Source organism: Acidithiobacillus sp. AMEEHan (assembly GCF_030996345.1).
Lineage (GTDB): Bacteria > Pseudomonadota > Gammaproteobacteria > Acidithiobacillales > Acidithiobacillaceae > Igneacidithiobacillus.
Genome location: NZ_CP118747.1, coordinates 2,036,780 through 2,063,680 on the forward strand (window position 1 = coordinate 2,036,780; position 26,901 = coordinate 2,063,680).

General features: G+C 58.5%; 22 protein-coding genes. 13 read left to right on the forward strand and 9 right to left on the reverse strand.

Annotation, left to right across the window (positions count from 1 at the left end):
* Positions 1-6: 6 nt before the first annotated feature.
* Positions 7-1,416 (forward strand): hypothetical protein, encoded by a 1,410-nt coding sequence (locus tag ORD17_RS10525; protein WP_308388458.1) that lies wholly within the window; start codon positions 7-9, stop codon positions 1,414-1,416.
* On the forward strand, positions 1,310-4,462 hold the full coding sequence (locus tag ORD17_RS10530; RefSeq protein WP_308388459.1) for an error-prone DNA polymerase: 3,153 nt from the start codon (positions 1,310-1,312) through the stop codon (positions 4,460-4,462). Before ORD17_RS10525 ends, ORD17_RS10530 begins: the two co-directional genes overlap by 107 nt.
* On the opposite strand, the gene ORD17_RS10535 is transcribed toward ORD17_RS10530, so the two are convergent.
* Entirely contained in the window at positions 4,459-7,626 is a 3,168-nt protein-coding gene (locus ORD17_RS10535) for an L-glutamate gamma-semialdehyde dehydrogenase (protein WP_308388460.1), read from the reverse strand. The genes ORD17_RS10530 and ORD17_RS10535 overlap by 4 nt on opposite strands.
* Positions 7,627-7,908: 282 nt before the next feature.
* Here ORD17_RS10535 and ORD17_RS10540 point away from each other — a divergent pair, with 282 nt between their 5' ends.
* The 3 genes from ORD17_RS10540 (at position 7,909) to ORD17_RS10550 (ending at position 10,668) form a co-directional block, all read left to right on the forward strand.
* Complete coding sequence (locus ORD17_RS10540) at positions 7,909-9,528, forward strand: APC family permease (protein ID WP_308388461.1); 1,620 nt, start codon at positions 7,909-7,911, stop codon at positions 9,526-9,528.
* On the forward strand, positions 9,525-10,220 hold the full coding sequence (gene proB, locus ORD17_RS10545) for a glutamate 5-kinase (RefSeq protein ID WP_308388462.1): 696 nt from the start codon (positions 9,525-9,527) through the stop codon (positions 10,218-10,220). Before ORD17_RS10540 ends, proB begins: the two co-directional genes overlap by 4 nt.
* 232 nt (positions 10,221-10,452) lie before the next feature.
* Positions 10,453-10,668: a PUA domain-containing protein gene (locus tag ORD17_RS10550; RefSeq protein ID WP_308388463.1), complete on the forward strand. Its 216-nt coding sequence runs from the start codon at positions 10,453-10,455 to the stop codon at positions 10,666-10,668.
* On the opposite strand, the gene ORD17_RS10555 is transcribed toward ORD17_RS10550, so the two are convergent.
* The 3 genes from ORD17_RS10555 to ORD17_RS10565 all read right to left on the reverse strand — a co-directional run bounded on the left by ORD17_RS10555 (position 10,659) and on the right by ORD17_RS10565 (position 14,426).
* The gene (locus ORD17_RS10555; protein WP_308388464.1) at positions 10,659-12,842 is read right to left on the reverse strand and encodes a mechanosensitive ion channel domain-containing protein; all 2,184 of its coding nucleotides are present in this window, start codon (positions 12,840-12,842) and stop codon (positions 10,659-10,661) included. The genes ORD17_RS10550 and ORD17_RS10555 overlap by 10 nt on opposite strands.
* A gap of 76 nt (positions 12,843-12,918) precedes the next feature.
* Entirely contained in the window at positions 12,919-13,740 is an 822-nt protein-coding gene (locus tag ORD17_RS10560; RefSeq protein ID WP_308388465.1) for a ferritin-like domain-containing protein, read from the reverse strand.
* Between the two features lie 26 nt (positions 13,741-13,766).
* Positions 13,767-14,426, reverse strand: coding sequence for a 7-cyano-7-deazaguanine synthase (locus tag ORD17_RS10565; RefSeq protein WP_308388466.1), 660 nt, complete (start codon positions 14,424-14,426; stop codon positions 13,767-13,769).
* 32 nt (positions 14,427-14,458) lie between these two features.
* Here ORD17_RS10565 and ORD17_RS10570 point away from each other — a divergent pair, with 32 nt between their 5' ends.
* The 8 genes from ORD17_RS10570 (at position 14,459) to ORD17_RS10605 (ending at position 21,305) form a co-directional block, all read left to right on the forward strand.
* Positions 14,459-15,121, forward strand: coding sequence for an L-threonylcarbamoyladenylate synthase (locus ORD17_RS10570; protein WP_308388467.1), 663 nt, complete (start codon positions 14,459-14,461; stop codon positions 15,119-15,121).
* A gap of 7 nt (positions 15,122-15,128) precedes the next feature.
* Positions 15,129-15,791: a site-2 protease family protein gene (locus ORD17_RS10575; protein WP_308388468.1), complete on the forward strand. Its 663-nt coding sequence runs from the start codon at positions 15,129-15,131 to the stop codon at positions 15,789-15,791.
* Entirely contained in the window at positions 15,788-16,987 is a 1,200-nt protein-coding gene (locus ORD17_RS10580; protein WP_308388469.1) for a tryptophan--tRNA ligase, read from the forward strand. Before ORD17_RS10575 ends, ORD17_RS10580 begins: the two co-directional genes overlap by 4 nt.
* Positions 16,977-17,759, forward strand: a complete 783-nt coding sequence (locus tag ORD17_RS10585) for a ScpA family protein (RefSeq protein ID WP_308388470.1) — start codon at positions 16,977-16,979, stop codon at positions 17,757-17,759. Before ORD17_RS10580 ends, ORD17_RS10585 begins: the two co-directional genes overlap by 11 nt.
* Positions 17,752-18,273: an SMC-Scp complex subunit ScpB gene (locus ORD17_RS10590; RefSeq protein WP_308388471.1), complete on the forward strand. Its 522-nt coding sequence runs from the start codon at positions 17,752-17,754 to the stop codon at positions 18,271-18,273. Before ORD17_RS10585 ends, ORD17_RS10590 begins: the two co-directional genes overlap by 8 nt.
* A gap of 140 nt (positions 18,274-18,413) precedes the next feature.
* Complete coding sequence (locus ORD17_RS10595) at positions 18,414-19,724, forward strand: NAD(P)/FAD-dependent oxidoreductase (protein WP_308388472.1); 1,311 nt, start codon at positions 18,414-18,416, stop codon at positions 19,722-19,724.
* A 70-nt stretch (positions 19,725-19,794) separates the two neighbouring features.
* Positions 19,795-20,613, forward strand: a complete 819-nt coding sequence (gene rluB / locus ORD17_RS10600) for a 23S rRNA pseudouridine(2605) synthase RluB (RefSeq protein WP_308388473.1) — start codon at positions 19,795-19,797, stop codon at positions 20,611-20,613.
* Positions 20,610-21,305, forward strand: coding sequence for an endonuclease (locus ORD17_RS10605; protein WP_308388474.1), 696 nt, complete (start codon positions 20,610-20,612; stop codon positions 21,303-21,305). Before rluB ends, ORD17_RS10605 begins: the two co-directional genes overlap by 4 nt.
* On the opposite strand, the gene hflD is transcribed toward ORD17_RS10605, so the two are convergent.
* Genes hflD through ORD17_RS10630 form a run of 5 tightly spaced genes read right to left on the reverse strand, consistent with a single transcriptional unit; the run spans position 21,284 to position 26,892 of the window.
* On the reverse strand, positions 21,284-21,946 hold the full coding sequence (hflD, locus tag ORD17_RS10610) for a high frequency lysogenization protein HflD (protein ID WP_308388475.1): 663 nt from the start codon (positions 21,944-21,946) through the stop codon (positions 21,284-21,286). The genes ORD17_RS10605 and hflD overlap by 22 nt on opposite strands.
* Positions 21,943-24,456, reverse strand: a complete 2,514-nt coding sequence (locus tag ORD17_RS10615) for an HD domain-containing protein (protein ID WP_308388476.1) — start codon at positions 24,454-24,456, stop codon at positions 21,943-21,945. Before ORD17_RS10615 ends, hflD begins: the two co-directional genes overlap by 4 nt.
* 11 nt (positions 24,457-24,467) lie before the next feature.
* Positions 24,468-25,277, reverse strand: a complete 810-nt coding sequence (gene map, locus ORD17_RS10620) for a type I methionyl aminopeptidase (RefSeq protein WP_308388477.1) — start codon at positions 25,275-25,277, stop codon at positions 24,468-24,470.
* A gap of 23 nt (positions 25,278-25,300) precedes the next feature.
* The gene (gene sfsA / locus ORD17_RS10625; RefSeq protein ID WP_308388478.1) at positions 25,301-25,999 is read right to left on the reverse strand and encodes a DNA/RNA nuclease SfsA; all 699 of its coding nucleotides are present in this window, start codon (positions 25,997-25,999) and stop codon (positions 25,301-25,303) included.
* The gene (locus tag ORD17_RS10630; protein ID WP_308388479.1) at positions 25,996-26,892 is read right to left on the reverse strand and encodes a LysR family transcriptional regulator; all 897 of its coding nucleotides are present in this window, start codon (positions 26,890-26,892) and stop codon (positions 25,996-25,998) included. Before ORD17_RS10630 ends, sfsA begins: the two co-directional genes overlap by 4 nt.
* Positions 26,893-26,901: the final 9 nt, after the last annotated feature.

Genomic DNA, 26,901 nt, shown 5'->3' on the forward strand with positions numbered 1-26,901 from the left:
GCCCTCATGGCAGAGCAGTGGCTTGCGGTGATTTTTCCCGCTCTGGCTGCGGAGCTGTGGAATCTTGACGGTACTCTGCCCGGCGTCTGCATAGCCGATGCCCGACAGCGTATCTGGCAGATGGATGCCGGGGCGGCAAGCCAGGGCATACAGATCGGCATGAGTGTAGCCCAGGCACGTGCCTTGGCACCGCAATTGCGCGTCGTGCAACGGGATGCGGAACGCGAATTCAATCTGCTCGACCGTTGCGCCCAACTGCTCTACGCCTGGGGACCGCAGGTGGTAGCCCTGCAGGAATGGCCGCATGCATTGGCCGTTGAGCTGCAGGGCAATTCACGTTGGCGGGCAAGACCCCAAGCGCTCCTCCAGGCCATTCGTGAATTTGCCGGAACCCGTCTGCGCCTTCGTTTGGGGCTGGCACCTACGCCACTGGCAGCGGCGTTATTGGCCTGGCAGGGGGAGGATGGGGAATTGTGCCACTGTCCCGCCGCCCGCCCTTTTGCCGAGTGTTGGCAGAAGATCCCTCTGGGATTTCTTCCCGCAAACGACACGTTGCACGCCCGCTGGCGGAGTTTAGGCCTGCGCAATTGTGGCGATTGGCTGCGCCTTGAGCGGCGGGAGCGGGCGCTTCGCCTTGGGCCGGAATGGGAGAGCTTTTTCGACCGCCTGCGCGGAGCAAGAGCAGACCCGCGTAGTCCTTGGCCCCTGCAGGAAGAGTTTGCGGTTGCTTTTCCTCTCCCGCAGGAAGTTTCTGATTGGCAGGGATTACGCTTTCTTCTGCGACGTGCCTTTCAGGAGCTGCGTCTGCGCTTGCGTCATCGTGCCAGCACGCGTTGGGAACTCCTCTTGCAGGGGAGGGATGCACAATATCGCCAGTCATTACATAGTCGTGATCCTCTGACCCGTGCCGAACTCTTTCTGCAACTTTGGCAAGAGCGTCTGCAGCGGTATCCCTGGGGCTTTGCGGCGCGGCACCTGCAACTGCGTGCCATGGATACAGAGGACTGGGCAGGGGAGCAAGGCGCGTTCTGGGAGCAGAATCTGACGCGGGAACAGGGGCAGTTGCTGAATCGTTGGCGCGCCCGCTTGGGCGTGGATGATGTTTATCGTGTACAGCCCCGTGCCGATCATCGTCCGGAATACGCTTGGCATCCCGTCTTGCCGGAAGCGTCGGAGACGATCACTGCTCCTCCCGATCCTCGCTCCCGTCCGCTGTGGCTGTTACCTGAGCCCATTCCGGTTTCTCTGGGTCATGAGCCGGATACTGGCAAACTAGAGCGGATCGAAGGTGGTTGGTGGGATGGTCGCGATGTCAGCCGGGATTATTTCCGTTGGCGACGTAGCGATGGGGCGGTGTGCTGGGTTTTCCGCGATCGCCGCTCTGGTCGGTATTTTCTGCATGGATATTTCGCCTGATCCTGCCTACGCTGAGCTTTATTGCCTGAGCAATCTGAGTTTTCTGCAAGCAACGGCAAATGTGGAGGACTTGCTCGATCGTGCAAAGGCGCTGGGCTATGCGGCACTCGCCATTACCGAGGAATGCTCTCTTTATAGCGTGCCGCGCGCCCATGTTCACGCTCAGGCAATCGATTTGCCTTTGCTGATTGGTTGTACCCTGCAACTGGAAGAGGGGTTGCGCCTCGTTTTGCTGGTAGAGGACCGAGCAGGATATGCGGCGCTGGCACAGTTGATCAGCCTTGCTCGCAGCCGGGCAGAGAAGGGGGGGTACCGTGCCTTGCTTGCCGATCTGCTACCTTTGTCTGGACTCTTGGCGATTCTTTTGCCGGAGTATCGCAGCGCAGCAGCAGAAGATCGGGTGATAGCGAAGATATGCGCTGCCTGGGGTGGCACGCGCCTGTGGTTTGGGCTCTCCTTGCTCTATGGCGGCGATCAACAACGGCAGTTGACCGATCTGCGCCGCTGGCAGCGGCATTTTCAGCTGCGCGCTGTCGCTTGTACCGGCGTGCGCATGGCGCGGCGCTCTGAGCGCTTTTTGCTGGATGTCTTTACGGCCATCCGTTTGCGCAAGCCCGTCTCTGCCGTAGGCTGGGATCTGCCGAGCAATGGCGAGCAGCACTTGCGTACGCGTCAGCAACTGGCGCAGCTCTATCCGACAGAACTGCTGGCAGAAAGCATCCACATTGTACAGCGCTGTCGATTTTCTTTGCGGGAACTGCGCTACCATTATCCGCAAGGCTCCTGCCCGGCTTCACATAGCCCACAGGAATATCTGCAGCAAGAGGCAGAAAAAGGTCTGCAGAGACGCTATCCTCATGGTGTGCCAGAGTCGGTTCGGCAGCAATTGCAGGAAGAATTGCGCATCGTCGCCGGGCTGGATTATGCCAATTATTTTCTTACGGTGTACGAGATTGTCTGTTTTGCCAGGGAGCGTGACATTCTCTGCCAGGGACGCGGTTCGGCAGCCAATTCCGTGCTCTGTTATGCCCTGGGGATCACCGAGGTGAATCCTGTACGTGCGCATCTGCTTTTTTCCCGGTTTTTGTCTCGCGAGCGGGGAGAGCCGCCCGATATCGATATCGACTTTGAACACGAGCGGCGGGAAGAAGTCATTCAATTTGTCTTTCGTCGTTACGGTCGCCGGCATGCTGCCCTGACTGCCAGTATCATCCATTATCGCCCGCGCAGCGCCATGCGGGATGCCGCTCGCGCCCTCGGTTTTTCCGCCAGCGAGCAGGAGCAACTCTGTCAGCAATTGGCCTGGTGGGATGGCCGCCGGGTGCTGCCCGAACGTTTGCAGGAAGCGGGCTTCGATCCGCAAAGCCCCGCTGTGCAGCGCCTCACCATTGTCGTCAATGCGTTGGTGGGAATGCCTCGACATCTCTCGCAGCATGTGGGTGGGATGGTGCTATCCCAGACGCCTCTCGATGCCTTGGTCCCCATCGAGCCAGCCCGGATGCCGGAACGTACGGTGTTGCAATGGGATAAGAACGATCTGGATCTGCTGGGTATCTTGAAGGTGGATCTGCTCGCGCTGGGAATGCTGAGTGTTTTGCGTCGCGCCTTGGCGGATCTGGACATGAGGCTTGCTGATATTCCGGCCGAAGATCCGCAAGTCTATGCCATGCTGCAGCGCGGCGAGAGCCTGGGGGTCTTTCAAGTGGAGTCACGGGCGCAGATGGGTATGCTGCCGCGTCTGCGGCCGCACTGCTTTTATGATCTGGTGATCGAAGTAGCCATCATCCGCCCCGGTCCCATTCAGGGGGGCATGGTACATCCCTATCTGCGTCGTCGGGCTGGTCAGGAGGCAGTATCGTATCCCGGCCCCGAGGTCCAGAAGGTTCTGGAGCGCACCTTGGGGGTGCCGATCTTTCAAGAACAGGTGATGCAGATTGCCATGGAAGCGGCCGGCTTTGATGGTGATGCGGCCGACGGTCTGCGCCGCGCCATGGCCGCTTGGCGACGCAAGGGAGATCTGGGACCCTATCAGCAACGTCTGCTGGATGGTCTGGCGGCACGCGGTTATGCGGAGGATTTTGCCCAGCAGCTCTGTGAGCAGATTCGTGGCTTTGCCGAATATGGCTTTCCCGAATCCCATGCCGCAAGCTTTGCGCTCTTGGTTTATGCCTCTGCGTGGATCAAGTGCCATCATCCGGCAGTATTCACGGCCGCTCTGCTCAACAGTCAGCCGATGGGTTTTTATGCGCCGGCACAGATCGTCGAGGAAGCAAAGCGTCAGGGCGTGCAGGTATTGCCCGTGGATATCCGCCGCAGTCATTGGGAAACCCGGGCGAAAGGTCGGCGCGTGCGTCTGGGGCTGCATCAAGTCAAGGGGTTGCCGCGCAGCGATGCCGAGCGCTGCCTTGCCTGGCGTGACGCAGATGGCAATCTCGATCCAGGGACGTTGTTTCAGGACGCCGGAGTAGGGCGGCAAAGTCTGGAAAAGCTGGCACGCGCCGGCGCTTTCGATGCTCTCCTCGGACATCGGCGCGAGGCCCTGTGGCAGATTCTGGCGCTTTGCAAGAATACGGCACTGGCGCTGCCCGGGGTTTCCCATAAACCTTCTACGCTGCCTGCGCCGTCTGCCCAAAGTCTCTGTCGCGACGATTATCAACAGTTGGGTTTGAGCCTGGGTCCCCATCCCCTGGCTTTTTTGCGGCCCCAGTTGGAGCGGGAAGGTTACCGTAGCATTGCGCAATCTCTGCGCCGGCCTTCAGGCACAAAAGTGTGCGTCGCCGGCCTGGTGACCCATCGCCAGCGACCCGGTACTGCGCACGGTACGGTATTCCTGACCATCGTCGATGAATCGGGCAGCGCTAACCTCATCGTCTGGCCACAACGGGTGCAGGAGTGGCGGCGTTCCATTTTGCACGGCAAACTCCTGGCGGTGCGGGGCCGCCTGGAAAAAAATGGTCCTTACGTCCACAACATCATCGTCGAAGAAGTACAGGACTACTCCATGCGCCTTTCTGATCTGCGCACGGCCTCACGGGATTTTCACTAAAGGGGCACGGCTGCTCTACTCCGTAATACCGGGAACCAGTCAAAGTACCCAGTCTTGTCACCACCTTGACTGGCTGAGCAGACTCGCATTCCCCCCGCTGCCGCCGTGTTGATGCTGATACTTTTTTCCTGGCATAAACGACTCAGGAAGTGTGGTCCTCCCGCTTTTGGTCCGGTGCCGGAAAGTCCCTCTCCACCGAAGGGTTGTACGCCGACCACGGCACCCGTCATGCCGCGATTGATGTAAATATTCCCGATCCGGGCGAGGCGACTGATACGCTCTGCACGGCTGTCGATCCGGGTTTGGATGCCTAGGGTCAGACCATAGCCAAAGGCATTGATCTGCTGCACAACGTCCTCCCAGGAACCCGACCAACGGACCACCTGCAGGACTGGACCAAAGATCTCTTCCACGAGGATCTGTTCCGGAGTGACGACATAGAGGCTGGGCGCAATGAAATGCAGTGCTCGGCCCAGACTATCGCGCATGACGGCGGCAATGCCATCGTCGCTGATGCTAGCCGAGGATGGCCAGGGACTGCGCGCCAGCAGCTTTCCGCCCTGGGATTCCAGACGTTGAGTTTGCGCGACGATGCGTTTTTGGGCATTGATGTCGATGACGGGGCCCACATCGCTGGCGAAATCTTCGGGCTCACCGATCCGTAAGAGCGCCATTGCGCCGGCCAGCATGTGCAGGAGTCCGTCGGCGATATCGTCCTGCACGAAAAGCAGGCGTAAGGCAGAACAGCGCTGTCCGGCGCTCCGAAAGGTGCTCAGTAGCACATGATCTACCACCTGTTCGGGGAGAGCGGTGGAGTCTACGATCATGGCGTTGATTCCGCCGGTTTCAGCAAGCAAAGGTACGATCGGACCGTCGCTCATGGCCAGACTCCGCTGAATCTGCTTCGCCACGCCGGTAGAACCGGTGAAGAGAACGCCGGCCACCCCCGCCGCCCGCACCAATCCGGCACCAAGGCTGGGTCCCGGACCGTGGAACAAATCTACGACATCCGCAGGGACACCGGCGCGCTGCAGTAAGCTGACGAAGGCCTCGGCAACCGCCGGCGTCTGTTCCGCTGGTTTGACCGCCACGGTGTTACCGCAAACGATGGCAGCAAGCAGTTGTCCGGCAAAGATAGCCAGGGGAAAGTTCCAAGGGCTGATGCATACCATGCTGCCCCGCCCTTCCATGCGCAGAACATTGGATTCGCCGGTCGGCCCCGGCAGACTGCGCTCCGCCAATTGCTCCTGCGCCAACAGACCATAGTAGCGGCAATAATCGATGGTCTCTCGTACCTCAGCAACGGCATCGATCCAACTTTTGTGTCCTTCCCAGACCACCAGAGCGGCGAAGGCATTACGCTCTGTTTCGAGCAAATCTGCTGCACGCAGCAGGCAGGCGCAGCGCTCGGCGAGGGGCAAGGAATTCCACCGTTGCTGCGCCTCCTGCAGTTTGCGCATGCGCTCGGGAATGACATCGCATGGATCTTCCGTTCGCGATTTCCGTGGCGTCAGGTCGCGCCAGGCTTGCAGCAAGGCAGAGCGCTGGTTTCCTTCTGAACCATCCACCCCGCAAGGATTACGGCGCTGAACGCCGGCAATCTCGCCGTATATTTCCGCGGGCAAGGGGAGGGGGGAGTCGTTGTCGCCGAAAAAGGGATTGGCGAGAAGTGCGGAAAGAGGTACACGCTTTTGCGCCAATTGGTGCACGAAAGAGCTGTTGGCGCCGTTTTCCAAGAGTCGGCGGACCAAATAGGCGAGCAGATCGCGATGAGTGCCCACTGGCGCATAGACCCGCACCGGAACGGATTCTGCTGCGAGAACTTCTGCGTACACGGCATCTCCCATCCCATGTAGCTTCTGCAGTTCAAAAGCGCTTTGCGGCAATCCTTCCGCCATGAGGAGGATCGCGGAAATCGTCGTCGCATTGTGCGTGGCAAACTGCGCGAAAATATGTCCTGCAGAGGCTGCCGCCAACATTTTTCGCGCGCAGGCAAGGTAGGATACATCAGTATGACGTTTGCGGGTGTATACCGGATATCCTGGCAAACCGAGTTCTTGCGCCCGTTTGACTTCGCTATCCCAATAGGCCCCCTTCACCAGGCGCAGCATCAGTGGACGTTGAAATTCCTGTGCCAGAACAATTGCTACATCTACGGCTTCCAAAGCGCGTGTCTGATAGGCCTGGATCGCGATGCCAAGTCCAGCCCACCCAGCGCAGTCGGCATCATCCGCAATCGCCGCGAGGAGCGCCGCCAGAATCTGCAGAGTCAGCTCCAGGCGCTCGCTTTCCTCCGCATCGATGGTCAGACCGACCCGCGCCTCGGCGGCCATTTTCGTGAGTCGCACCAACTTGGGGAGTAATCTTGGCAGCAGAATATCCAATTGCACCGCCTCAAGGCGTGGCTCGAGGGCAGAGAGTTTGATCGAGAGGCCATCGCGCTCCACCGGTCCGCCTTTCTGCTCCTGCCTCCGTAACTGGGTCAGGACGCGCTGATAGGCTTCGTAGTATCGTTCGGCATCCTCCAGACAGCGAGCACTTTCCCCGAGCATATCAAAAGAAAATCGCCAGTTACTGGACAAGCGATGCTGACTTGCGGCTCGTTTTTGCGCCTGTTCTATGGTCTCTCCCAAGATGAACTGATGCCCCATGAAGCGCACCGCCTGGGTGGCCGCATGGAGGACGCTACGGGCGCCCAAGGTCTGCCTGGGTGTCGTACTCTTCGGGTCTGGAAGCCACTGGGCTGCCATGCGCAGCATCGGTGTAATGAGCGAGCGTGTGTTTTCCTGGCGCCAATCCGGCTCGGAGAATCCGCGCCGCAGCTGATCTGCGGCAAGAACACTTGCAGTGGCGCGGTCTGGAACGCGCAGCAAGGCTTCGGACAGTCGCATGAGGGAAAGGCCGCTTGCACTATCCAACGGGTATTCTGCCAATAGGGCTTCCATACCCAAAAAATTGTGGCGTTGCGCCTCACGCGCGCCCTGCACCCAGGGTGCAGCGCGCTCTACGACAGCATCCCAGGAGAGTTCGCCAACACAGTGCTCCGCGGCCATGACGCAAGTCGGTTCCGAGCGCACCGCCGCAGGCAAAGTGATCTTTTGCACAGCGCTCTGGCAATCGAGTTCTCCACCGTGCGCAATCCTATCGTTTGAGGTATCCAGCATTGATGCTCCTTATCTTTTCCGGCAGCGGTACGTGATTTCCCAGCAAAAGTCGTACCCGGATGCCCAAAAAAATGCCAAAGAGAAAATGTGGCTATCTTGCAATTTACCATCCCTTTTTATTCCGGTGATCTTAATAAGCAGATTTGATTTGTCTAGTATAGTAGATACTACGATTGCGTGGTGCATAATCACGAAGATCCCGAGAGATCATTTATCTGATTTGACATAGATTTATTTTTATGACATGGTAAAAATTGTTATCATAAGAACTGGGGACTCGGTTTGCCAAAAAAACCACTGCACGATGATAAGGGAGGCTTGCGCCGGGAGGGAGGGCTGCAAGGCCTGATCCTCGCCTGCGTTGGCGCATCCATTGGATCCGGTTGGCTTTTCGGTCCGTTATACACGGCGAAGATGGCTGGTCCTTACGCGATAGGCTCTTGGGTTATCGGCATGATTGCCATTCTTTTGCTTGCAGTGGTTTTTGCTGAGCTTGCACCGCTGATTCCGAAAGCTGGCGCTGTGGTACATTTGGCAAATATTGGCAATGGTCCCATCGTGGGTAATATGTGGACCTGGATTTTGTTCTTGTCATACGCCACGATTGCGCCTATCGAAGTGACGGCATTGCTTACCTACGCAAATAATTATTTCCCCCATTTTCTCCAGCCACATAGTAGCTTGCTGAGCAGCCAGGGGTATTTCTACGCGCTGATTGCTTTGGCATTTTTCGTGGCATTGAATTTTCTCTCCGTACGCTGGGTTTTTCGAATCAATAACGGTGCGACTTGGTGGAAGATAGCGATTCCAGCGCTCACTGGAATCGCGCTGATCGCTCTTGGCTGGCACTCGGGAAATTTCCACAGTGTTGCGGGGAATTCGGCCAGCAACATTCAAGGGATGTTCGTTGCCGTGGCCACCGGCGGAGTCATCTTCTCCTTGTTGGGATTTCGCCACGCCATCGACTTAGCAGGTGAAAGTAAAAATCCGAAACGTGATTTGCCCTTGGCGACAATTCTTTCGGTGCTTATCGCGGGCATTATCTACATCCTTGTCCAGGTTGCGTTCATTGCTGCCGTGCGACCAGAAGATCTGGCCAATGGGGGCTGGGAGCATTTGCACTTTCCGGGCATCAACGGGCCGTTTGCGGCACTGGCCGCCAGCATTGGAATTTCCTGGCTTGCTGTTCTTCTGTACGTGGATGCCTTTGTGTCGCCGGCTGGGACAGCATTGATCTACACGGCCACTTCCGCCCGTGTCACTTTGGCAACGGCAGAAAGTGGAGCGTTCCCTAAGGTGCTGGGCAAAATCAACAGGCATGGCGTGCCCTGGAGCAGTCTTATTTTGCTCTACATTGTCGGTGCCATTTTCTTTCTGCCCTTTCCGTCTTGGCAAAAAATGGTGGGATATATTGCTTCCATGACGGTACTGTCTTATGTCATCGGTCCCATTGCTTTGATGCAACTACGCAAAGCGATGCCGAGCCTGGAGCGCCCCTTCACTCTCCCGGGCGCAAAGGTGATTGCACCGATCGCCTTCATTGTGGGGACCTGGATCGTCTATTGGTCGGGATTGCACACCCTCAATTTTATTTTTGGAACGCTGTTTGTATTGCTTGCGCTCTATGCCCTCTGGGGGGTTTTTCGCAAAGAGCCCCTGCGCGATATGGGTTGGCAATACATCTGGTGGATTATTCCTTATTTCCTTGGCATATGGTGTGTGTCTTGGATTAGCCCTAAATCTCTGGGGGGCATTGGGCTGATCGGGTTCTATGAAGGAATGACAATCATCGCTACAGTTAGCCTTGTGATTTTCTATTGGGCAGTGCATAGTGCAGTTTCCGATCACGAGATTCGGGTCTACATGCGAAATCTGGGTAAACGTGGGGTTGGCGCGCCGTGAGTGAAATCCAGCGGGAGCGTCCTTCCGCAGGTAGAAAATGGGTGGTCAAAATTGGTAGCAGTCTACTCATGAATGGCATGGGAAGGCTGGCGGAAGACCGTGTTTCCGACTGGTTATCGCAGATTCAAGCGCTGATCCATGATGGATATCAGATCGTACTGGTCTCCTCTGGAGCCGTTGGCGTTGGAGCTCGACGCATGGGCTGGGAATGTCGACCGACGCAGCTCGCCGATCGCCAGGCCGCGGCCAGCGTCGGTCAGTCTATTCTCATGCATGGCTACGAGAAAATTCTGCACCAGATTCAGCGGGAAAACCATCCTGTTTTGCACTGTGGCCAAGTCCTTCTCACTCATGAAGAGCTGCGTAATCGCTCGCGTTATCTGAATGCCCGAGATACCTTGCGTACGTTGATTGATCACGGCGTGCTGCCCATCGTCAACGAAAACGACGCCATTTCGCATCGTGCCATACAGCTTGGCGACAACGACACTCTGGGGGCGTTGGTCGCCAATTTATGGGATGCAGACCTACTGGTCTTGCTCACAGACCAGTCAGGTCTGTTCGATGCAGACCCGCGCACGCATCCCGAGGCAAAGTTGGTCCAGCATGCCAAGGCAGGTGAGGCTCGCTTGGAGCGTCTCGCTGGTTCCGGTGGTTCCTCGGTAGGTACGGGGGGATGTTGGCGAAGGTGAAAGCGGCGGCACGGGCGGCACGTTCCGGCTCCTCCACAATCATCGCTGGCGGTCTGGAGAGTAGGGTGTTGCTTCGTATTGCTGCGGGAGAGCCGGTCGGTACCTGGCTCGAAGCGAAAGTCCCCGTGCTCACGGCCCGCAAGCGCTGGTTGTCTGACCATCTGCGTGTGCATGGTAAGTTATACCTGGATGCTGGAGCGGTAGAGGCCGTTCGGGCAGAGGGGCGAGCCTCTTGGTTTTCGGTATCCAGGCACAGGAAGGCGAATTTCGGCGGGGAGACCTCGTCAGGTGTCTCGATCCGGGCGGGCGCGAGATTGCTCGTGGTCTGATCAATCTGGATTCTCATCTCCTCCAGCACTGTCGTACGCAATTGGCCGAGGAGGGCGATGTTGCCGATGATTTTCGCGTGGCTATTCACCGCGACAATCTGGTGCGCAGTCAGACCTGAGCTGAGCTATTGCGGTCGGCGGCGGGTGCACGCTCCGGAAAGTAAAGATCCTGCTGCTGGTGCGCAAGGCGTATGCCTCGGCGATATAGCGCCTCAACCGCTCGGGCGCGCAGTTCTGTCTGAATCGTGAAGCTGTTGTTGCAGTCGCCGATGTAAACGCGCAGGTAAAACACCAGGGAGTTTTCGGTTACATCGAGCAGGAGCGCGGTGGGTGGAATACCGCGTGGATCATCCTGCAGAACTTCCGGGTGATTTTTCCCCACTTCTTCCAGAATTTCACGCACTTCGTCAATGTCCGAGTCATGACGTACCCGTAATGGAATCATGAGCCTTAGCACGTTATTGCTGTACGTCCAATTGGTGACCTGACCGGATATCAGCTCAGAATTCGGCACAAAAACTTCTGTGCGATCAAAGGTCAGGATCAGCGTGGAGCGGATGCTGAGCCGCTGAACATAACCTTCCGTTGTTCCTACCTTGACCCAGTCACCGACGCGAATGGGGCGTTCCAGCAGTAGAATGATTCCCGAAACAAAATTATTGACGATATTCTGCAGACCAAAACCAATTCCGACGGATAACGCGCCGGCGATGATCGCAAGGTTGTGCAAAGCCACGCCCGCTGTCGATAGTGACAAGAGGATGGCAATGATGAAGCCGACATAGCGAAAAATAGCCAGGACGGAATGGCGAGACCCGACATCGAAGTGACGAAAAATACCACGCGCAGAGGCCAGACGATTCTGTATCCATTGATTGACATTGAACAGGACAATCAACAAGATGGCAGCGATCAGCCAACGAAACGGCTGAATATGAAAGTTCCCGACGGTGAAACCTTGAATAAAATATTTCCAAAAGAAGTGGAAGCCGCTACGTGTGAGACCCCAGGCTAAGAGACTGATGACCAACACCAGCAGCCAAAGGGAGGCGTGGCTGAGAGTTCGCAACCAGAATAGCCAAGAACTGCCCTGGGTGGAGAACCCCAGGTGTTGCCGAATGAGACGAGGAAGCGCGCCGTCGCCTTCGTCGTCATCCCCCCAGATATCATCGAGGAACCAGCCGATTACCCGCGCAACGATGACGGCCACCAGGGTGGTGACGAAGCCATCCGTTAGATAGTTGGCAAGCTGAGAATAGCCAATGAAATTGAGCAGGATCAGAGCACTGGCCAAACCGAAAAGAAGGAGTTGCAGCCATCGCCAATCCTTGAGAAAGGTGAAGCGTCGCGCACGCCAAAGCACCCAGATGATAGTGCCGAGAATCGCTGTATGAATTGCCGTCAATAAGGCCGTGTGCTCGGCGATGATGGTGCTCCCTTGAGGATCAAGAGACTGGTACATCAACACAAAGACGCCGAACGTGATGATGAAGCGCAATGGACGCCACAATACACGCAGCAATACGGCCTCGCGCTGCGCGCGGGAGGGAATTTCGGCAAGGTGTCGCAGCATGGAGCGAGCGAGCCAAGTGCTGAGGACATACGCAGTTAAGGTCGCTAGCACCAGCTCGGTGATTGGCAATAAGGCGCCCAACAGATAACTTGATAGTAACCAAGCAATAATAGCGAGCAGGGGATATAACTCACGAATAGCAGATTTGGAGTTGCGGCGCAGAATTATCATCAGTAGGTAGACGGCGATGCCGACGCCCCAGGCGCCTTGAAAGTGAGGATCGTTGACAGCATGTTTGCGAATCCAGAAATCTCTTTCTTGTTCCCATGTCTCTTTGGGCGTGCTGAGAACCTGTGCAATCTGCTGTATAAAATCTGGGCCGCGCTGTAGCAGTTCCCGGGTATGTATATGGGCTTCCTTGGCGTGCAGCTCGCTAAGAACGGTGTTGCCCCCGACATACAGCACCTTGCACGCGGCGAGTTGGCCGTTGATCTGCTTTTGTTGGGATTCGAGCTTCTGTCGTAATTGACTGAGCTCGGCTGGTTCTCCCACTACGGGAGCACCCAGAATATGCAGCGATTTTTCAATGGTATTGAGAGATGCTTGCTGCCTTTGGGTGCAGGCGTTGGCGGAGGCAACCAGTGCCTGCGCTTGTCTTTGCCATTGACGCAATTGCTGCAGGCTTACCGTACCATCCAGCGCGTCGTGTATGTGGCGCAGCACTTGCGCATCACTGGCGAAATCGCTGGTTGTGCCGGCTGTCGCCAGGGTAGAAAGCATCCCCCACGCCAGTAGTAAGCCGAGGCAGGCTCTCAGCAGCGATTGCGTCAGCACCCCCAGTGACATGTTGAATGACTCAGGTAAGTGCGCGCCGTGCTCCGCGCATGAGTAGGGGAAGGAGTAGACGCTGTACCATCGGTGGCAGCGCAACCGGCTTCATCAACATCTTGATGGCCATCTCAAAGGGATAGTGACGGCGGATCCAGACGCTCAGACGTTTGCGGAAGGCACGGAAGTCGTTTTGAGTAAAAGTCTGCCCTGGATTGCGCAGTTCAAATGCGCAACGAATGGCCAAAAAGCTGTCCTCGAGGTCTGCTTCGGCGGCGCGCTGCCACAACCCGCGCAGCACACGCCAGCGGGAAATTCCCTCCCGCGTCTGGTACTCCCGGAAGAAGCGAAAGAAATACTTGTAGTGTTGTACCTCGTCGGCGCGGATGCGACCAGCAAGCTCGCGTAACACGGGTTCCGGGCTTGCCTGTTGAATCATCGTGTAAAAACTGGCGGTGCCGGTCTCGACCACGCACCGCGCCGCCATTTCCAGTGCCGGTGTGGGTCCGAGGCTTTCGGTTTGGCACAGGGGGGCGTATTCGGCAACAAAGCGCGCGTAGGCTGCCTCCCAATCGAAATCTGGCCACACCGTCAAAATGTATGCGCGTAGGGCCCGCCCGTGTTGGACTTCTTCCTGTTCCCACTGCTCCTGCAGCCACGAGCGGGCCTCCAGGTGGCCCCCGTAATATTCGGCCAGATTGTGGGCGTAGAGGTCCGATAAGGTCTCAACGAAAGAAGCGCCAGCCAAAAGATAAAACCAATCACTTTCCTCTTCGATGGCGCCGCGCTGCACGCGGTCAAAGGGGATGTCTTGTAGAGACCAGCGGGGATGGCGGAGTTGGTTGGCCATTCGATGCAGTTCTCCTGTTCTGTCAATCAGTAATCGCGGGCGTACTGGACGTCTGCGGCCTGCAGGCCAGCGTTACGAAATGCTTCCCGTCGCTTCAGGCACTGCGGGCAAGCGCCACAATGTTGCGCCCTCCCAAGCAAGCAACTGTACGATAAATTCCACTCGACTCCCAAGCCTTGACCCAGTTTTACGATTTCTGCTTTGTGCAATTCGAACAGTGGCAACCGCAGGGAATGCCCCAGCGCTGCGAGATGGTTCCGCAGCGGGGCCAGAGCCTCCACACGCGATCCGCTGTCTACGGCAGCGTCATCGGCAGAGATGCCCATGCAGATATGACAAATTCCCAAGGCGCCTGCTACGCTGGCTGCCACGCTGATGGCGATGAGGTTGCGGTACAGCATGGGCACATGAAAGCGATGCGGTCGAAGTTTGCCAAGCGCCTCGCCCAATTCTCGCATGGGAATGCGCCGGGCAGCGATCCCCAGCTGCTGGCACTGCGCAGTTACCGATTGCCATTCCTGCGTCGCAGCGCGTTGCGCGTAATCCAGAAAAACGGGTTCTGGATCGAGGCCTCCGCGACGCAGGAGGCGCAACAGCGTACTGCTTTCCACTCCGCCACTCAGCAGAAGAAGGACGCGTTCGCCCGCTGGCAAATCTGGTAGCAACTGCTGTACTTGGTCTATCATGCCGCTGTTTTCTCCTTGCCTGCGAGTACTCCTTGGCACTGATATTGGACGTTCACCCGCAAAATCCCCAAGCGCGCCTCTTACAACAGGCCGTGGCCCGGGCACGCGCGGGTGGGCTTCTTGTGTACCCCACGGACACCTGCTATGCGCTGGGTTGCTGTATCGGTGCCAAGACGGCGCAGGAGCGCCTGCGGCAGATCCGGCAGCTCGATGTCCATCATGATCTGTCTCTGCTGTTTTCCAGTATTTCGCAGTTGACGGAATACGCCAAGCTGGACGATCGCAGCTTTGCCATTGTCAAGCGAGTCTTACCGGGGCCGTTCACCTTCATCCTACCAGCGACCCACGACGTACCACGACGCTTGGCGGACCCGCGGCGGCGTAGCATCGGGGTACGCGTGCCGGATGCCCCGGTGGTGCAGGGACTCCTAGCCGAGCTGGGAGAGCCGCTGATGAGCTCCACCCTGCAACTTCCTGGCGATCCCCTGCCGTTGCACGAAGTGCATGAGATTGCGGATCGGATTGGCAATCGTGTGGATGTGTTTCTCCGTGCCGAGGACGGCGGCACCGAGTGTTCTACGGTGATTGATCTTTGTGAATGGCCACCGCGTCTTCTTCGCCGCGGCCTGGGCGCTCCGGATTCTTTGGGAATCGATCTTGCCGAGAGCGGAAATCCGATCGCAGAAGAGGTATAGTCGTCGGATGAACGATATTGAAAATATTATTCGGCAGATCAGTATCTGGGCGATCCCGGTGCTCTTCGCCATTACGGTGCACGAGGTCGCCCATGGTTGGATGGCCTGGAAACGCGGCGATCCCACAGCCATGTTGATGGGCCGCCTGACCCTGAACCCTCTCAAACATATCGATCCCTTTGGTACGATCCTGCTGCCTGCCATGTTGCTGTTGTTCCATTCGTCGTTTCTGTTCGGCTACGCCAAACCGGTTCCGGTCAATTTCGCTGGCCTGCGCGATCCCAAGCGCGATATGGTGTTGGTCGCCATCGCTGGACCTGCTGCGAATCTCATCATGGCGATCTTCTGGACGATCATCCTTTGGCTGGGGGTCCAGTTGGCGGGCACCGCCCCGTATTTTGCTGAGCCGATGCAGCTGATGGGGCAGGCGGGGATCCTCATCAATGGGGTACTGATTCTGTTCAATCTCATTCCAATTCCGCCCCTCGATGGCGGGCGGGTGGCGGTTGGTCTCTTGCCCCGCGACGCATCCAACGCCCTGAGTCGGATCGAGCCTTACGGTTTCATCATTCTGATCGTACTGCTCTTTACTGGAATCCTATGGGCGGTGCTGGGCCCCGCCTTTGAGTGGTTTCAGGGATTCTTCTTTCGCCTGGGAGGGCTGGCATGAGCGCGACGGTGGTTTCCGGCATGCGTCCCACGGGACGCCTGCATCTCGGCCATTACCATGGGGTCTTGAAAAACTGGCTACGTTTGCAGGAGCAGCACGAGAGTTTTTTCTTTGTCGCCGATCTGCATGCCCTCACCACGCACTACGAGCGCCCGGAGGGGATTCGACAGTCGACCTGGGACTTGCTGGTCGAATGGCTGGCGGTGGGGCTCGATCCGGAAAAAGCAACGCTTTTCGTGCAGAGTTGGGTTCCCCAGCATGCCGAATTGGCCCTCTTGTTGGGCATGTTGACTCCTCTATCGTGGCTGGAGCGGGTGCCGACCTTCAAAGACCAGCAGGAGCAGTTGCGCGACCGCGATCTGGCAACTTTCGGGTTTCTGGGATACCCGGCCTTGATGAGTGCGGATATCCTGCTCTATGACGCTGCCTCGGTGCCGGTCGGTGCAGATCAGGTGGCACACCTGGAGATCTGTCGCGAACTGGCGCGCCGCTTCAACAACCTCTATGGCCGCAGCCCTGCGGATAGCGAGGCAATCGAGGCAGGCCTGCGTGCCCTGGGCAAAAGGGGAAAACAGCAATATCAGCGCCTGCAGGAGCGTTTTCAACAGGATGGTGACGGCAGTGTGATCGCGCAGGCGCGCGAACTCCTCGACAGCGCTGCCAGTATCAACGAGGCTACTCGCGCCCTTCTGCTTGCCAATCTGGAAGGCAAAGGGCGAACAATCCTCATCGAACCCCAGCCGCTGCTGACGGAAGCGGCAAAAATGCCGGGCCTGGACGGGCGCAAAATGAGCAAATCCTACGGCAACGCTATCGCGCTGCGAGAGGAGCCGGAAACGGTGCGTAAAAAGCTGCTCACCATGCCCACGGATCCGGCGCGGGTGGGGCGGCACGATCCGGGCGAGCCGCAGCGCTGCCCGGTCTGGCCCCTGCACCAGATTTATTCCAGTGAGGCGACCCGCACCTGGGTACAAGAAGGTTGTCGCAGTGCCAGCATTGGCTGCGTGGACTGCAAAAGCGCTCTGGTGGACAAGGTATTGGCAGAGCAGGAGCCTATCCGCGCACGGGCCGAGGAATGGGCGGCACAGCCGCAACGCCTGCGAGAAATCGCCGCGCATGGCGCGGAGAAGGCACGGACCCGCGCCGAACAGACCCTGATTCGGGTCCGCGAGGTCATGGGCCTGGATGCTGGCTGAGCGGGCATTCACTGCGGGGGACGCGCTTGCCATCCCCGAGGGTCTGTACATCCCGCCCGATGCCCTGGAAGTCATTCTCGATCAGTTTTCGGGGCCGCTGGATCTGTTGCTCTGGCTGATTCGCCGCAATCGTATGGATATTCGCGACATCCCTGTCGCGGAGGTCACTCGTCAGTACCTTGCCTATCTGGAAGAAGCGCGGCGGCGGCAGCTCGAACTGGCCGCAGACTATTTGCTGATGGCGGCTTGGCTGGCCGAGATCAAGGCGCGCATGCTCCTCCCTTTGCCCCCCGCAGAAGAGGGGGAGGCGGAGGATCCGCGTGCCGAGCTGGCCGAGCGCCTGGCCAAGCTCGCCCAGGTGCAGGCGGAGGCGGAGGCATTGGCACGCTTGCCTCGTGCTGGTCTGGATTTTTTGCTCCCCGCACCCCTTGCGCATGATCCGATGCCTCTCGTTCCGCCGGCGCTTTCAGTGTCGCGACTGCCAGAGTTGCTGCAACAAATCGCGCAGCGTCATCGACGTAGGCAGGTGCGTGCGCCGAGGCCGCGCGTCGCTGTCGATTTACGCCAACGCATTCTCGAGATCCTACAACGTTGTCGCAGCGCCCAGCACCCCCTGTCTTTTCGCGAAACGCTACCGCCGCAACGCGATCGCCTGCAACTGGGCTTGAGTCTGCTGGCCATCCTCGAGCTCCTGCGGCAACAGGCCCTGCGCCTGCTCTGGCGGGATGGCGCATGGATGCTGGCTGCCATCGAGGCTGAGAAAAATGACTGAAGATACCTTGCGCGATCTCTTTCTCGCCATTCTGTTGTTGCGCACGGATGGCATAACGGAGGTCGAGCTGGAAGCCCTGCTTGCCGTAGATCACCCGCAGTGGCGGGAAATGCTGGCCCAACTTGTGGAGACCGGCTGGGGGCCCCTGCAGTTGGTGCTGCAGGGAGGGCAGGTGCAGGCACGCCTGCATCCGCGCTATCTCCATCTTCTCCAAGAGTTACAGTTAGAAAAGCCGCGCCCCTTGCGTAAGGCGGTTTTGGAAACGTTGGCCATCATCGCCTACCAGCAGCCCATCACGCGGCCCGAAATCGAACATTGGCGGGGGGTTGCTTTGGGTAGCGGCATTTTGCAGCAACTTCAGGACTTCGACTGGATAGAAATCAAGGGGCATCGCGATGGTCCAGGACGGCCGGCCTTGTGGGGTACGACGACGGAGTTTTTGCGTCACTTTGGTCTGTCCTCGCTCGCCGAATTGCCTGCGGCGAATCTGGAAAATGCTGCGCCGGAATCATAAGGAAATATGATGAAAAGATTAGAAACTGCTGATTTGACTGTGGCCCCGCGCTGATCGATATTCGCACCGGAAGCTGAGAGAAAAAAATCTTTGCCGACGACACAGACTTTTGAATTGGGCAGCATTTGAGGAGCAAGACCATGGCACATGTGGTGATTTTGGGTGCAGGAACAGGTGGCATGCCTGCCGCATATGAAATGAAGCACGCTTTGGGAGCAGGGCATGAAGTTACGTTGATCAGCACCAACGACTATTTTCAGTTCGTGCCATCCAACCCTTGGCTGGGCGTGGGCTGGTCCAAGCGCGAGGACATCACCTTCCCCATTCGTCCCTATGTGGAACGCCGTGGCATCAAGTTTATTGCCAAAAATGCGGAAAAGATCGACGCAGAAGCGCAGACCATCACTCTGGCAGATGGCAGCTCGGTTCACTACGATTACCTGATGATCGCCACTGGCCCGCGCCTCGCCTTTGAGCTGGTTCCGGGCTCTGACCCGCACGAAGGGCCGGTGCAGTCTGTCTGCACCACCGACCATGCCGAGCTCGCCTATGGCAAGTATCAGGAACTGCTAGAAAATCCTGGCCCCATCGTCATTGGCGCCATGGCCGGTGCCAGCTGTTTCGGTCCTGCTTACGAGTACGCCATGATCGTTGCATCTGATCTCAAGAAGCGCGGCATGCGTGACAAGATTCCCTCCTTCTCCTTTGTCACCAGCGAGCCTTATATTGGTCACCTCGGCATCTCCGGCGTTGGTGACTCTACGGGCATCCTGAGCAAGGGGCTAGAAGAGGAGGGCATCAAGGCCTACACCAACTGCAAGGTGAATAAGGTCGAAAATGGGGAAATGTTCATCACCCAGGTCAACGACAAGGGCGAGACCGTCAAGGAATTCACTCTGCCGGTGAAGTTCGGCATGATGATTCCCGCATTCCGGGGGGTTCCGGCGGTTGCCAATGTCGAGGGCCTGTGCAATCCCGGCGGCTTTGTCATCGTCGATGACAATCAGCGCAGCAAGAAGTACCCCAACATTTACGCCGTGGGAATTGCCATCGCCATTCCGCCGGTCGAAGCGACGCCGGTGCCGACTGGCGCCCCCAAGACGGGATACATGATCGAATCCATGGTCAGTGCCTCGGTGCACAACATCAAGGCGGACATCGAAGGCCGCGTCGGCGACAAGACCATGGGCACCTGGAACGCCGTCTGCTTTGCCGACATGGGCGATCGTGGAGCTGCCTTCGTGGCCCTGCCGCAGATCAAGCCGCGCAAGGTGGACGTCTTTGCCTACGGGCGCTGGGTCCATCTGGCCAAGGTGGCCTTCGAGAAGTACTTCATCCGCAAGATGAAGATGGGGGTTTCCGAGCCCTTCTACGAGCGTGTGCTCTTCAAGATGATGGGGATCACCCGCCTCAAGGAAGAGACGGAGGTCGAGCAGCGCAAGGCTTCCTGAGGCACTCTGACGCCTCTTCTATCGGCCCCACCGAGTGGTGGGGCTTTTTTTACTGCCGGGAGGCAGCCGAATGGATGAGAAGTTACAAAAGGTGCTGGCGCGCTACGGCCTGGGCTCGCGCCGAGCCTTGGAGGAATGGATTGCCGCAGGGCGCGTCAGTGTGAATGGAAAAATTGCCAAACTGGGCGATCGCGTAGACGCAAACGCGCAACTTCTGGTGGATGGCAAAGCTCTGCAAATTCCCGCCTGGAGCCAAGGGCGTCTGCGGATTTTGCGCTACCACAAACCGGCGGGTGAGATCTGTAGCCGTCGTGACCCCGAAGGTCGGCCCTCCGTTTTCGACCGTTTACCGCGCCTGCGCGCCAGCCGCTGGGTCTCCATCGGCCGGCTGGATCTGAATTCCGAGGGTCTGCTCCTCCTCACCAATGATGGAGATCTGGCCAATCGTTTGATGCACCCGCGCTATGGACTGCAGCGGGAATACGCGGTTCGGGTGCTCGGACGGCTGTCTGACGAACAGATCGAACAACTGCTCAGTGGCGTGGAACTGGAAGACGGACCCGCCAAATTTCTGCAGATCGAAGATGCCGGTGGGGAAGGGGCAAACCGCTGGTATCATGTCACGCTGGAGGAAGGTCGCAATCGCGAGGTGCGGCGCTTGTTCAGTGCCCTGAACCTGGCGGTAAGCAGGTTGATCCGTGTGCGCTATGGCCCCATCGAAATGCCCAGACATCTAAAAAGTGGATACTTCGAAGAGCTGCCAGAGGAAGAACGCGCGGCGCTTTTTGCGCAGATCGATTGGCAGGAACAACCCGATCTGCCGGCGAACCGGAGGCCAGGACAGCCTATTGGCGCGGCACGGAGACGGCGGATGCCACCCCGGCAATGAAGCAGGAGTCGGTCAGTGACTGGAATTGGGTGTACCAGCAGCTGCTGGCGCAGTGGGGAGCACAGCACTGGTGGCCCGCCAAAACTCCTTTCGAGGTGATGGTAGGCGCCATTCTCACGCAAAATACCGCTTGGACGAATGTGGAGAAGGCGATTGCGCGCCTGGAGTCTGCCGACCTACTGGATGTTGGGAGGATTCTCGACAGCGATGATGCGAATCTGGAGACTTGTTTGCATCCTTCCGGCTACTACCGGGTGAAAGCCCGCCGCTTGCGTTCCCTCTGTGCCTTCCTGCAGGAAGAGGGCTGTGCCGAGAGGCCAGAGTCCCTGCGCGAGCGAGGCAGTTTGCCGGAACTGCGCAGGAAATTGCTGGGGGTGCATGGCATAGGAGAGGAAACCGCGGATTCCATCCTGCTGTATGCACTCCAACTGCCAGTCATGGTGGTGGATGCGTATACCAAGCGGATCGCCATCCGTCTTGCCTGGTGCGAGGAGCGCGTCCGTTACGCGGAGATACAGCGTGACATCGAGTCCGCTCTGATGCACGGCGATGTGGAACTGCGCAAGGAACTGCACGCCTTGCTCGTGGAACTGGGCAAAAACATTTGCCGACCGCGTCGCCCAATTTGCAGCCAATGTCCGTTGAGCAGGCGCTGCGCCTATGGAGTCGATCAGGCGCGGCCGGGCAACTGACGCAGATAATCGCGGCTGCACTCACAGAGTTTTCCCCGTTCGAGCAGCGTGGTCCAGATTCTGCCCCCTGCCTGGCGCCACAACACTCCGGCACGGATTCCCCCGAGGAGGAGAGTGCGAATGCGGGCGGTATCCTCGTCGCGCGTGAGAAAGCGGCTTTCCCCAGACACAATGATCCGCGGCGAGAGTGTGCCGATACCCTCAGCGTAGGTGTCCGCCAGCCCAGCGAGGACACTGGGATGAAGCAGCTCGCCAAAATGATCGACTTGGCGTCGCGCCTGCTCTATGCCCCGTTGAACGCGATCCATGGCTTTTGGCTGCGCCAGAAGGCGGCCGCTCAACTTGGCCAGCGAGAGGGTATAGCGCAAGATTTCTGCTTCCTCCGCCTGTGCCGGGCCCCTATGTAGCAATGGGCAGAGGGCCTGCAGGCCCCGTTGCAATCCGTCGAGGCCCGCCAGGGCAGCAATGCTGTCCTGCGCATTGATGGCCAGAATGCTCTGCACGCTGAGAAGCAACAGATGATTGTCACTGCGTCCACGGCGTGCGGCTTCCTGTACCTCGAGTGCGGCGCGCAGCATTCCCGCCAGCGCGAGGCAGCGATCAGGTAGACGCTGTGGAGCGGGTAAGAACTGGGAAATCAATGAACTTTCGCCCTTTCTGATGGAAATTTGTCGTTCAGGCGTTGCTCCAAGGTCGTCAGCAGGAGTTGGCGCTCCCGGCGACGCAATTTCTCTCCCCGTTCATTTCGGATGAAAAAGGTGTCTTCCACGCGCTCACCAAAGGTAGAGACCTTTGCGGCAACGACACTGAACCCGAGCTCCGCAATCACGGCACCGACGGAATAGAGCAATCCCATCTGGTCACAGGCCTGCACTTCCAGCAAGGTATCGTCCGGCAATGCATCATTATCCAGATGCAGTTGCAGAGGAATGCCGGCGAAAAAACGATGGCGCGCATCGCGGTGGCGCAGCCCAAAATGGGGTTCGCTGTGGACGCCCAGATTCAGCATGTTGCGCAGCTCCGTCGCCAACTCATCATGGGCCGCCGCCGAACGTTGAAAGGCGCGTGTTTCGTCGACTACGTGAAAGGTATCCAGAGCGAGACCGTTGTCGCTGGTATCGATCCGTGCATCCAGAACGGCCAGCGAATGGCGATCCAGAACCGCGGCAATATTTTGAAACAAGCCTGGCCGATCGGGACCGAAAAGAAAAATTTGCTCTCCCTGATGGCGATGGTGTCGGATGGCGACGCGATAATCTTCCTTTCGTTGCAGAATTTGTCGTGCCTGCCAGAGCAGTTCCTCGCTGTCGTAGCGGAGAAAGTACCCTACCGGCAGTGCGCGCCACAGACGCTGTAGCTCGACACTTTGCAGATCGGAAAAATTCCCGGCAAGGGCTTCGATGCGCTGGCGCGCAATCTCCCGTCGATCATCGGCGGCGGTCCCGGAAGCCAGGAAGGCATCGGCGCGTTCGTAGAGCTTGTAGAGCAGACTCGCCTTCCAATCGTTCCAGAGATCGGGATTGGTGGCCCGCATATCAGCCACGGTCAACAGAAACAGGTGCGCGAGACGCTTGCGGGTGCCTGCCCATAGCGCAAACTGGCGAATGATTTCCGGGTCATCCAGATCGCGTCGCTGCGAGGTGGAAGACATGAGCAGGTGTTCTTCGATGAGCCAGGCGACCACTGCACGCTCACTTTCCGGAAGTTGCAGGCGTCGGGCAAAAGTGCGCCACTCGCGCGCTCCGATGCGAGAATGATCCCCACCGCGGCCCTTGCCGATGTCGTGAAAAAGCCCTGCCAGGATCAGGTAGGCCGGTTGATCAATTTCGCGCCAGGCAGTACGCAACACTCGGGTATCGGTGTCCCGCCAGAGTTCAGCGAGTTGATCGACCAAGAAGAGGGTGTGCTGGTCGACGGTGTAGGCATGGAAAAGATCGCGCTGAATCAGCCCACTGATGCGCTGAAAGGCGGGCAGGATACGCCCCAGCAGACCCGTACGGTGCAACCAGTTGAGCACGCGACTAGCACGCAGGGGCTCGACGATAGCCTGTAAAAATGCGGCGCGAAACGCGGGATCGGAAAACAGTTGGGGCTTCCAATCCTTTTGCTGGCGCCGAGCGGCGCGCAGCATCTGCGCAGGCAAATCCGCTGCGACACTGGCTCGTTGTCCCCAGTGGCGCAGCAGCGCGCTCGGATGCTCCTCGGCATCGAAGGAGCTGTCGAGGAATTGTCCCGTGGCCAGATAGTGCGCAATCGCCTCTTCGACAATAGCGGTCAAAGCCTGGATTTCGGCAAACGACTGGTAGAGACGTTGCATCAGCCGTTCCGCTGCACTTCTTCCGCGTTTTGCCGTGAAGCCTAGATCGTTCGCGATGGCTTCCTGTAACTCCAGACGCAGCCGATCCTCTGCACGTCCGCTACGCAGATGCATGGCTACCCGCACTTGGGCGATGAAGCGCTCGGCCGCGCGCAACTGGCGCAAGTCCGCCGCATCCAGGATGTCGACGCGCTTGAATACCGCAAGTTCTGGCCGTTGCCAAATGCGCCCGGCAAACCAGAGAAGCTGGTGCACATCGCGCAAGCCCCCCGGGCCATCCTTGGTCTGTGGCTCCAGATGATACGCGGTATCGCGGAAACGGCGATGACGCGCCTCCTGTTCGGCTACCTTGGCGGCAAAAAAAGCATTGATCGACCACGGGGGGTTGTTCCGCAGTTGCCTTCGCAGGTCCTGCCAGAGGCCTGCATCGCCGGCGAGGAAGCGGAGTTCCAGCAGGGTGGTGGCAATGCTCAGGTCGCCACGGGCTGCCTCCAGGGTCTCTGTTACCGTGCGCAAGGCAGCACCGACTTGCTGCCCCCGGTCCCAAAGAGAGGTCAAAAATTGGCTGACAAAATCTTCTGCAGCGCAGTCCGGGGTGCGCAATAGCAGGAGATCGAGGTCCGAGAAAGGAAAGAGGACGCCGCGGCCGTAGCCACCAACAGCAATCAGGGCCAGCCCCGCTGGCGCTGCCAGCTGTCGCCACAGCATCCGCAGAGCATCGTCGGTGGCCTGCGCGAAACCGCGCAGACGCTGAGTGATGCTGCCCTCAGTGGGAAAAGGAGGCTGCAACGATGCACTGGAGGGAAGAATCACCGACTCGCTGTCAGAGGCCAACGCCGCTACTCTCAGAGGGGATCTCCCGGTAACTGGGTGAGTACTTCATGACCGGTCTCCGTCACCAGAACCGTGTGTTCCCACTGCGCCGAGGGGCTGTGATCTTTGGTGACGATGGTCCAACCATCGGGCAGGGCCTTAATATGACGCTTGCCGGCGTTGATCATGGGCTCGATGGTGAAGGTTTGCCCAACCTGCAATGCCAGTCCCTTGCCTGGCTCGCCGTAATGCAGGATCTGCGGTTCGTCATGAAATTTGCGGCCAATACCGTGACCACAGAATTCGCGCACGACCGAACAATGCTGCGCTTCGGCATAGCTCTGAATGGCGTGACCGATATCTCCAAGAGTCGCCCCGGGGCGCACGACTTCGATGCCGCGCACCATGCTCTCGTGCGCCACTTCGACGACACGCCGCGCTTTCAGGGGCACATTACCTACCAGAAACATCTTGCTGCTGTCGCCATGAAAGCCATCTTTGATGACGGTGACATCGATATTGAGAATATCGCCGTCCTTGAGAATGCGGTCACCAGGAATACCGTGGCAGATGACGTGATTGACCGATATGCAAACGGACTTAGGGAAGGGTGGATATTCCGGGCTGGGCTGGTAATTGAGGGGAGCCGGGATCCCCTGCAAGTCGTTGACGATATAGTCGTGACAGATCTTATCGAGTTCACCCGTGCTGATGCCGGGACGCACATGCTCGGCAATCATTTTCAGGACCATGGCGGTCAGTTGCCCGGCAACGCGCATTTTTTCGATTTCTGCGGCGTTGTGGACAACCACCGGGGGACGGGCTTGGGCTCGGCGTAACATGTAGGCTCCTTCGCGCGGTCCATTCAAAATAGTAGAGGCTCCGCGTCACAGAGTTCTATATTATCAGGCCTGACTCGGCTTCGGTAGGCAAGCACCTCGACACCCCGCTCGCGGGCGCGGCGCAGTGCGGCTCCGTAGTTGGAGTCGATCGCGTCGGCGGGTGCAAAACCATGACCGTCCTCCCGCCCCAGCAAAAACAGTAGGACCGCGCGGTGTCCGCGCGATCGCTCGCGCTCCAGTGCCTGCAGATGACGCAGCGCTCGACTGCTAGGTGCGTCCGGAAAGCGCAGTACGCCATCCTCGTCCAGCAGGGTGCAGGATTTGACTTCGACGAAGGCCTCGCCGCGCTCGGGGTCGCCTAGCCAGAAATCCACCCGTTCGCGCTCGCCGAAGGCAACTTCGCGGCGTAGCTCGCGGTACCCGGCGAGTTCCACGATCTGCTGCTTGCGCAGCGCTTCGGCCACCACGGCATTGGGTCTCTGGGTATTGATCGTTACCCAGCTCGCGCCGCTCCAGTAGAGTTCCCAAGTCCAAGGGAGCTTACGCTTTTGGTCCGCATGCCAAGACAACAAGACGGGCTGGCCTGCTTCGGCGCAGCTGCGCATGCTGCCCGGGTTGGGACAATGCACCTGTACCACCTCACCGTCGCTCAACTCGCAGTCGGCAAGAAAACGCTTATAGCGCCGCAGTAGCTTGGCCGGGGTAAGGAGGGGCAGTTTCATACGTCGGTACCCTGCAGATGGATGCGCAAGGTTTGCAGCAAGGTCTGCGTGGCCGGATTGGCATCCTCTCGAAACAAGACTGCGAGACGATGCGGAATGGGTGGGTCAAAGTGCAACAGACGCAGATCATCCGGCAGGTTACTCCGATAAAAGGAGGAAAAGCCGAAGCCCAAGCCGCTGCGAACGCCTTCGCGGATGGCCGCGTGGCCACTGAACTCATAGCGAATGGCCAAGTCGATGCCGAGGCGCTTGGCGGTCTGCTGCACCGCCTCGCGAATGCCGGAACCGGGTTCTCGCCAGATCAGATCATTACCCTCCAAGACCTGCAACGGGATCGCCGAGTCTTCCCGCGCCCAAGGATGATCCATAGGTAGGATCAGACCGACTTCGGTTTCGACGAGGGTTTCGGATCGCCAGCTGCCTTGCTCTCCGAGTTGGAGGTCGTCTTCGACAAAGACCAGATCATACTCATCCTTGTTTTGCCGCGCCTGGCGGCTGTTGAGCGCGCAAACCTGCAAATGGATTCCGGGATAGTCGCGGTGGAACTCCGCCAGTAGGCGCGGTAACAGCACTTCGGCGTTGCTTTGACTGGCTGCCATGTGCACCGTACCGGTCAATAGACCTTGGCTGTCGGTGCACAGGGAGTCGACCTCGGCCAATGCAGCTTCGATGCGCTCGCCGATACGCCACAGGGCAATGCCGATGGGCGTAGGGCTGATACCGCGATGGGTGCGACGATAGAGAGGCTCGCCCACGCGCTCCTGCAACTGTTTGAGACGATGAGATATGGCGGGTTGCGTCAGAAAAAGGCGTTCTGCTGCCTGATGCAGATTGCCGGCACGTGCGGCTTGTGCCCAGATTAGAAGCAGGCTAGGATCGATGCGTCGCTCCATGCAGCACTC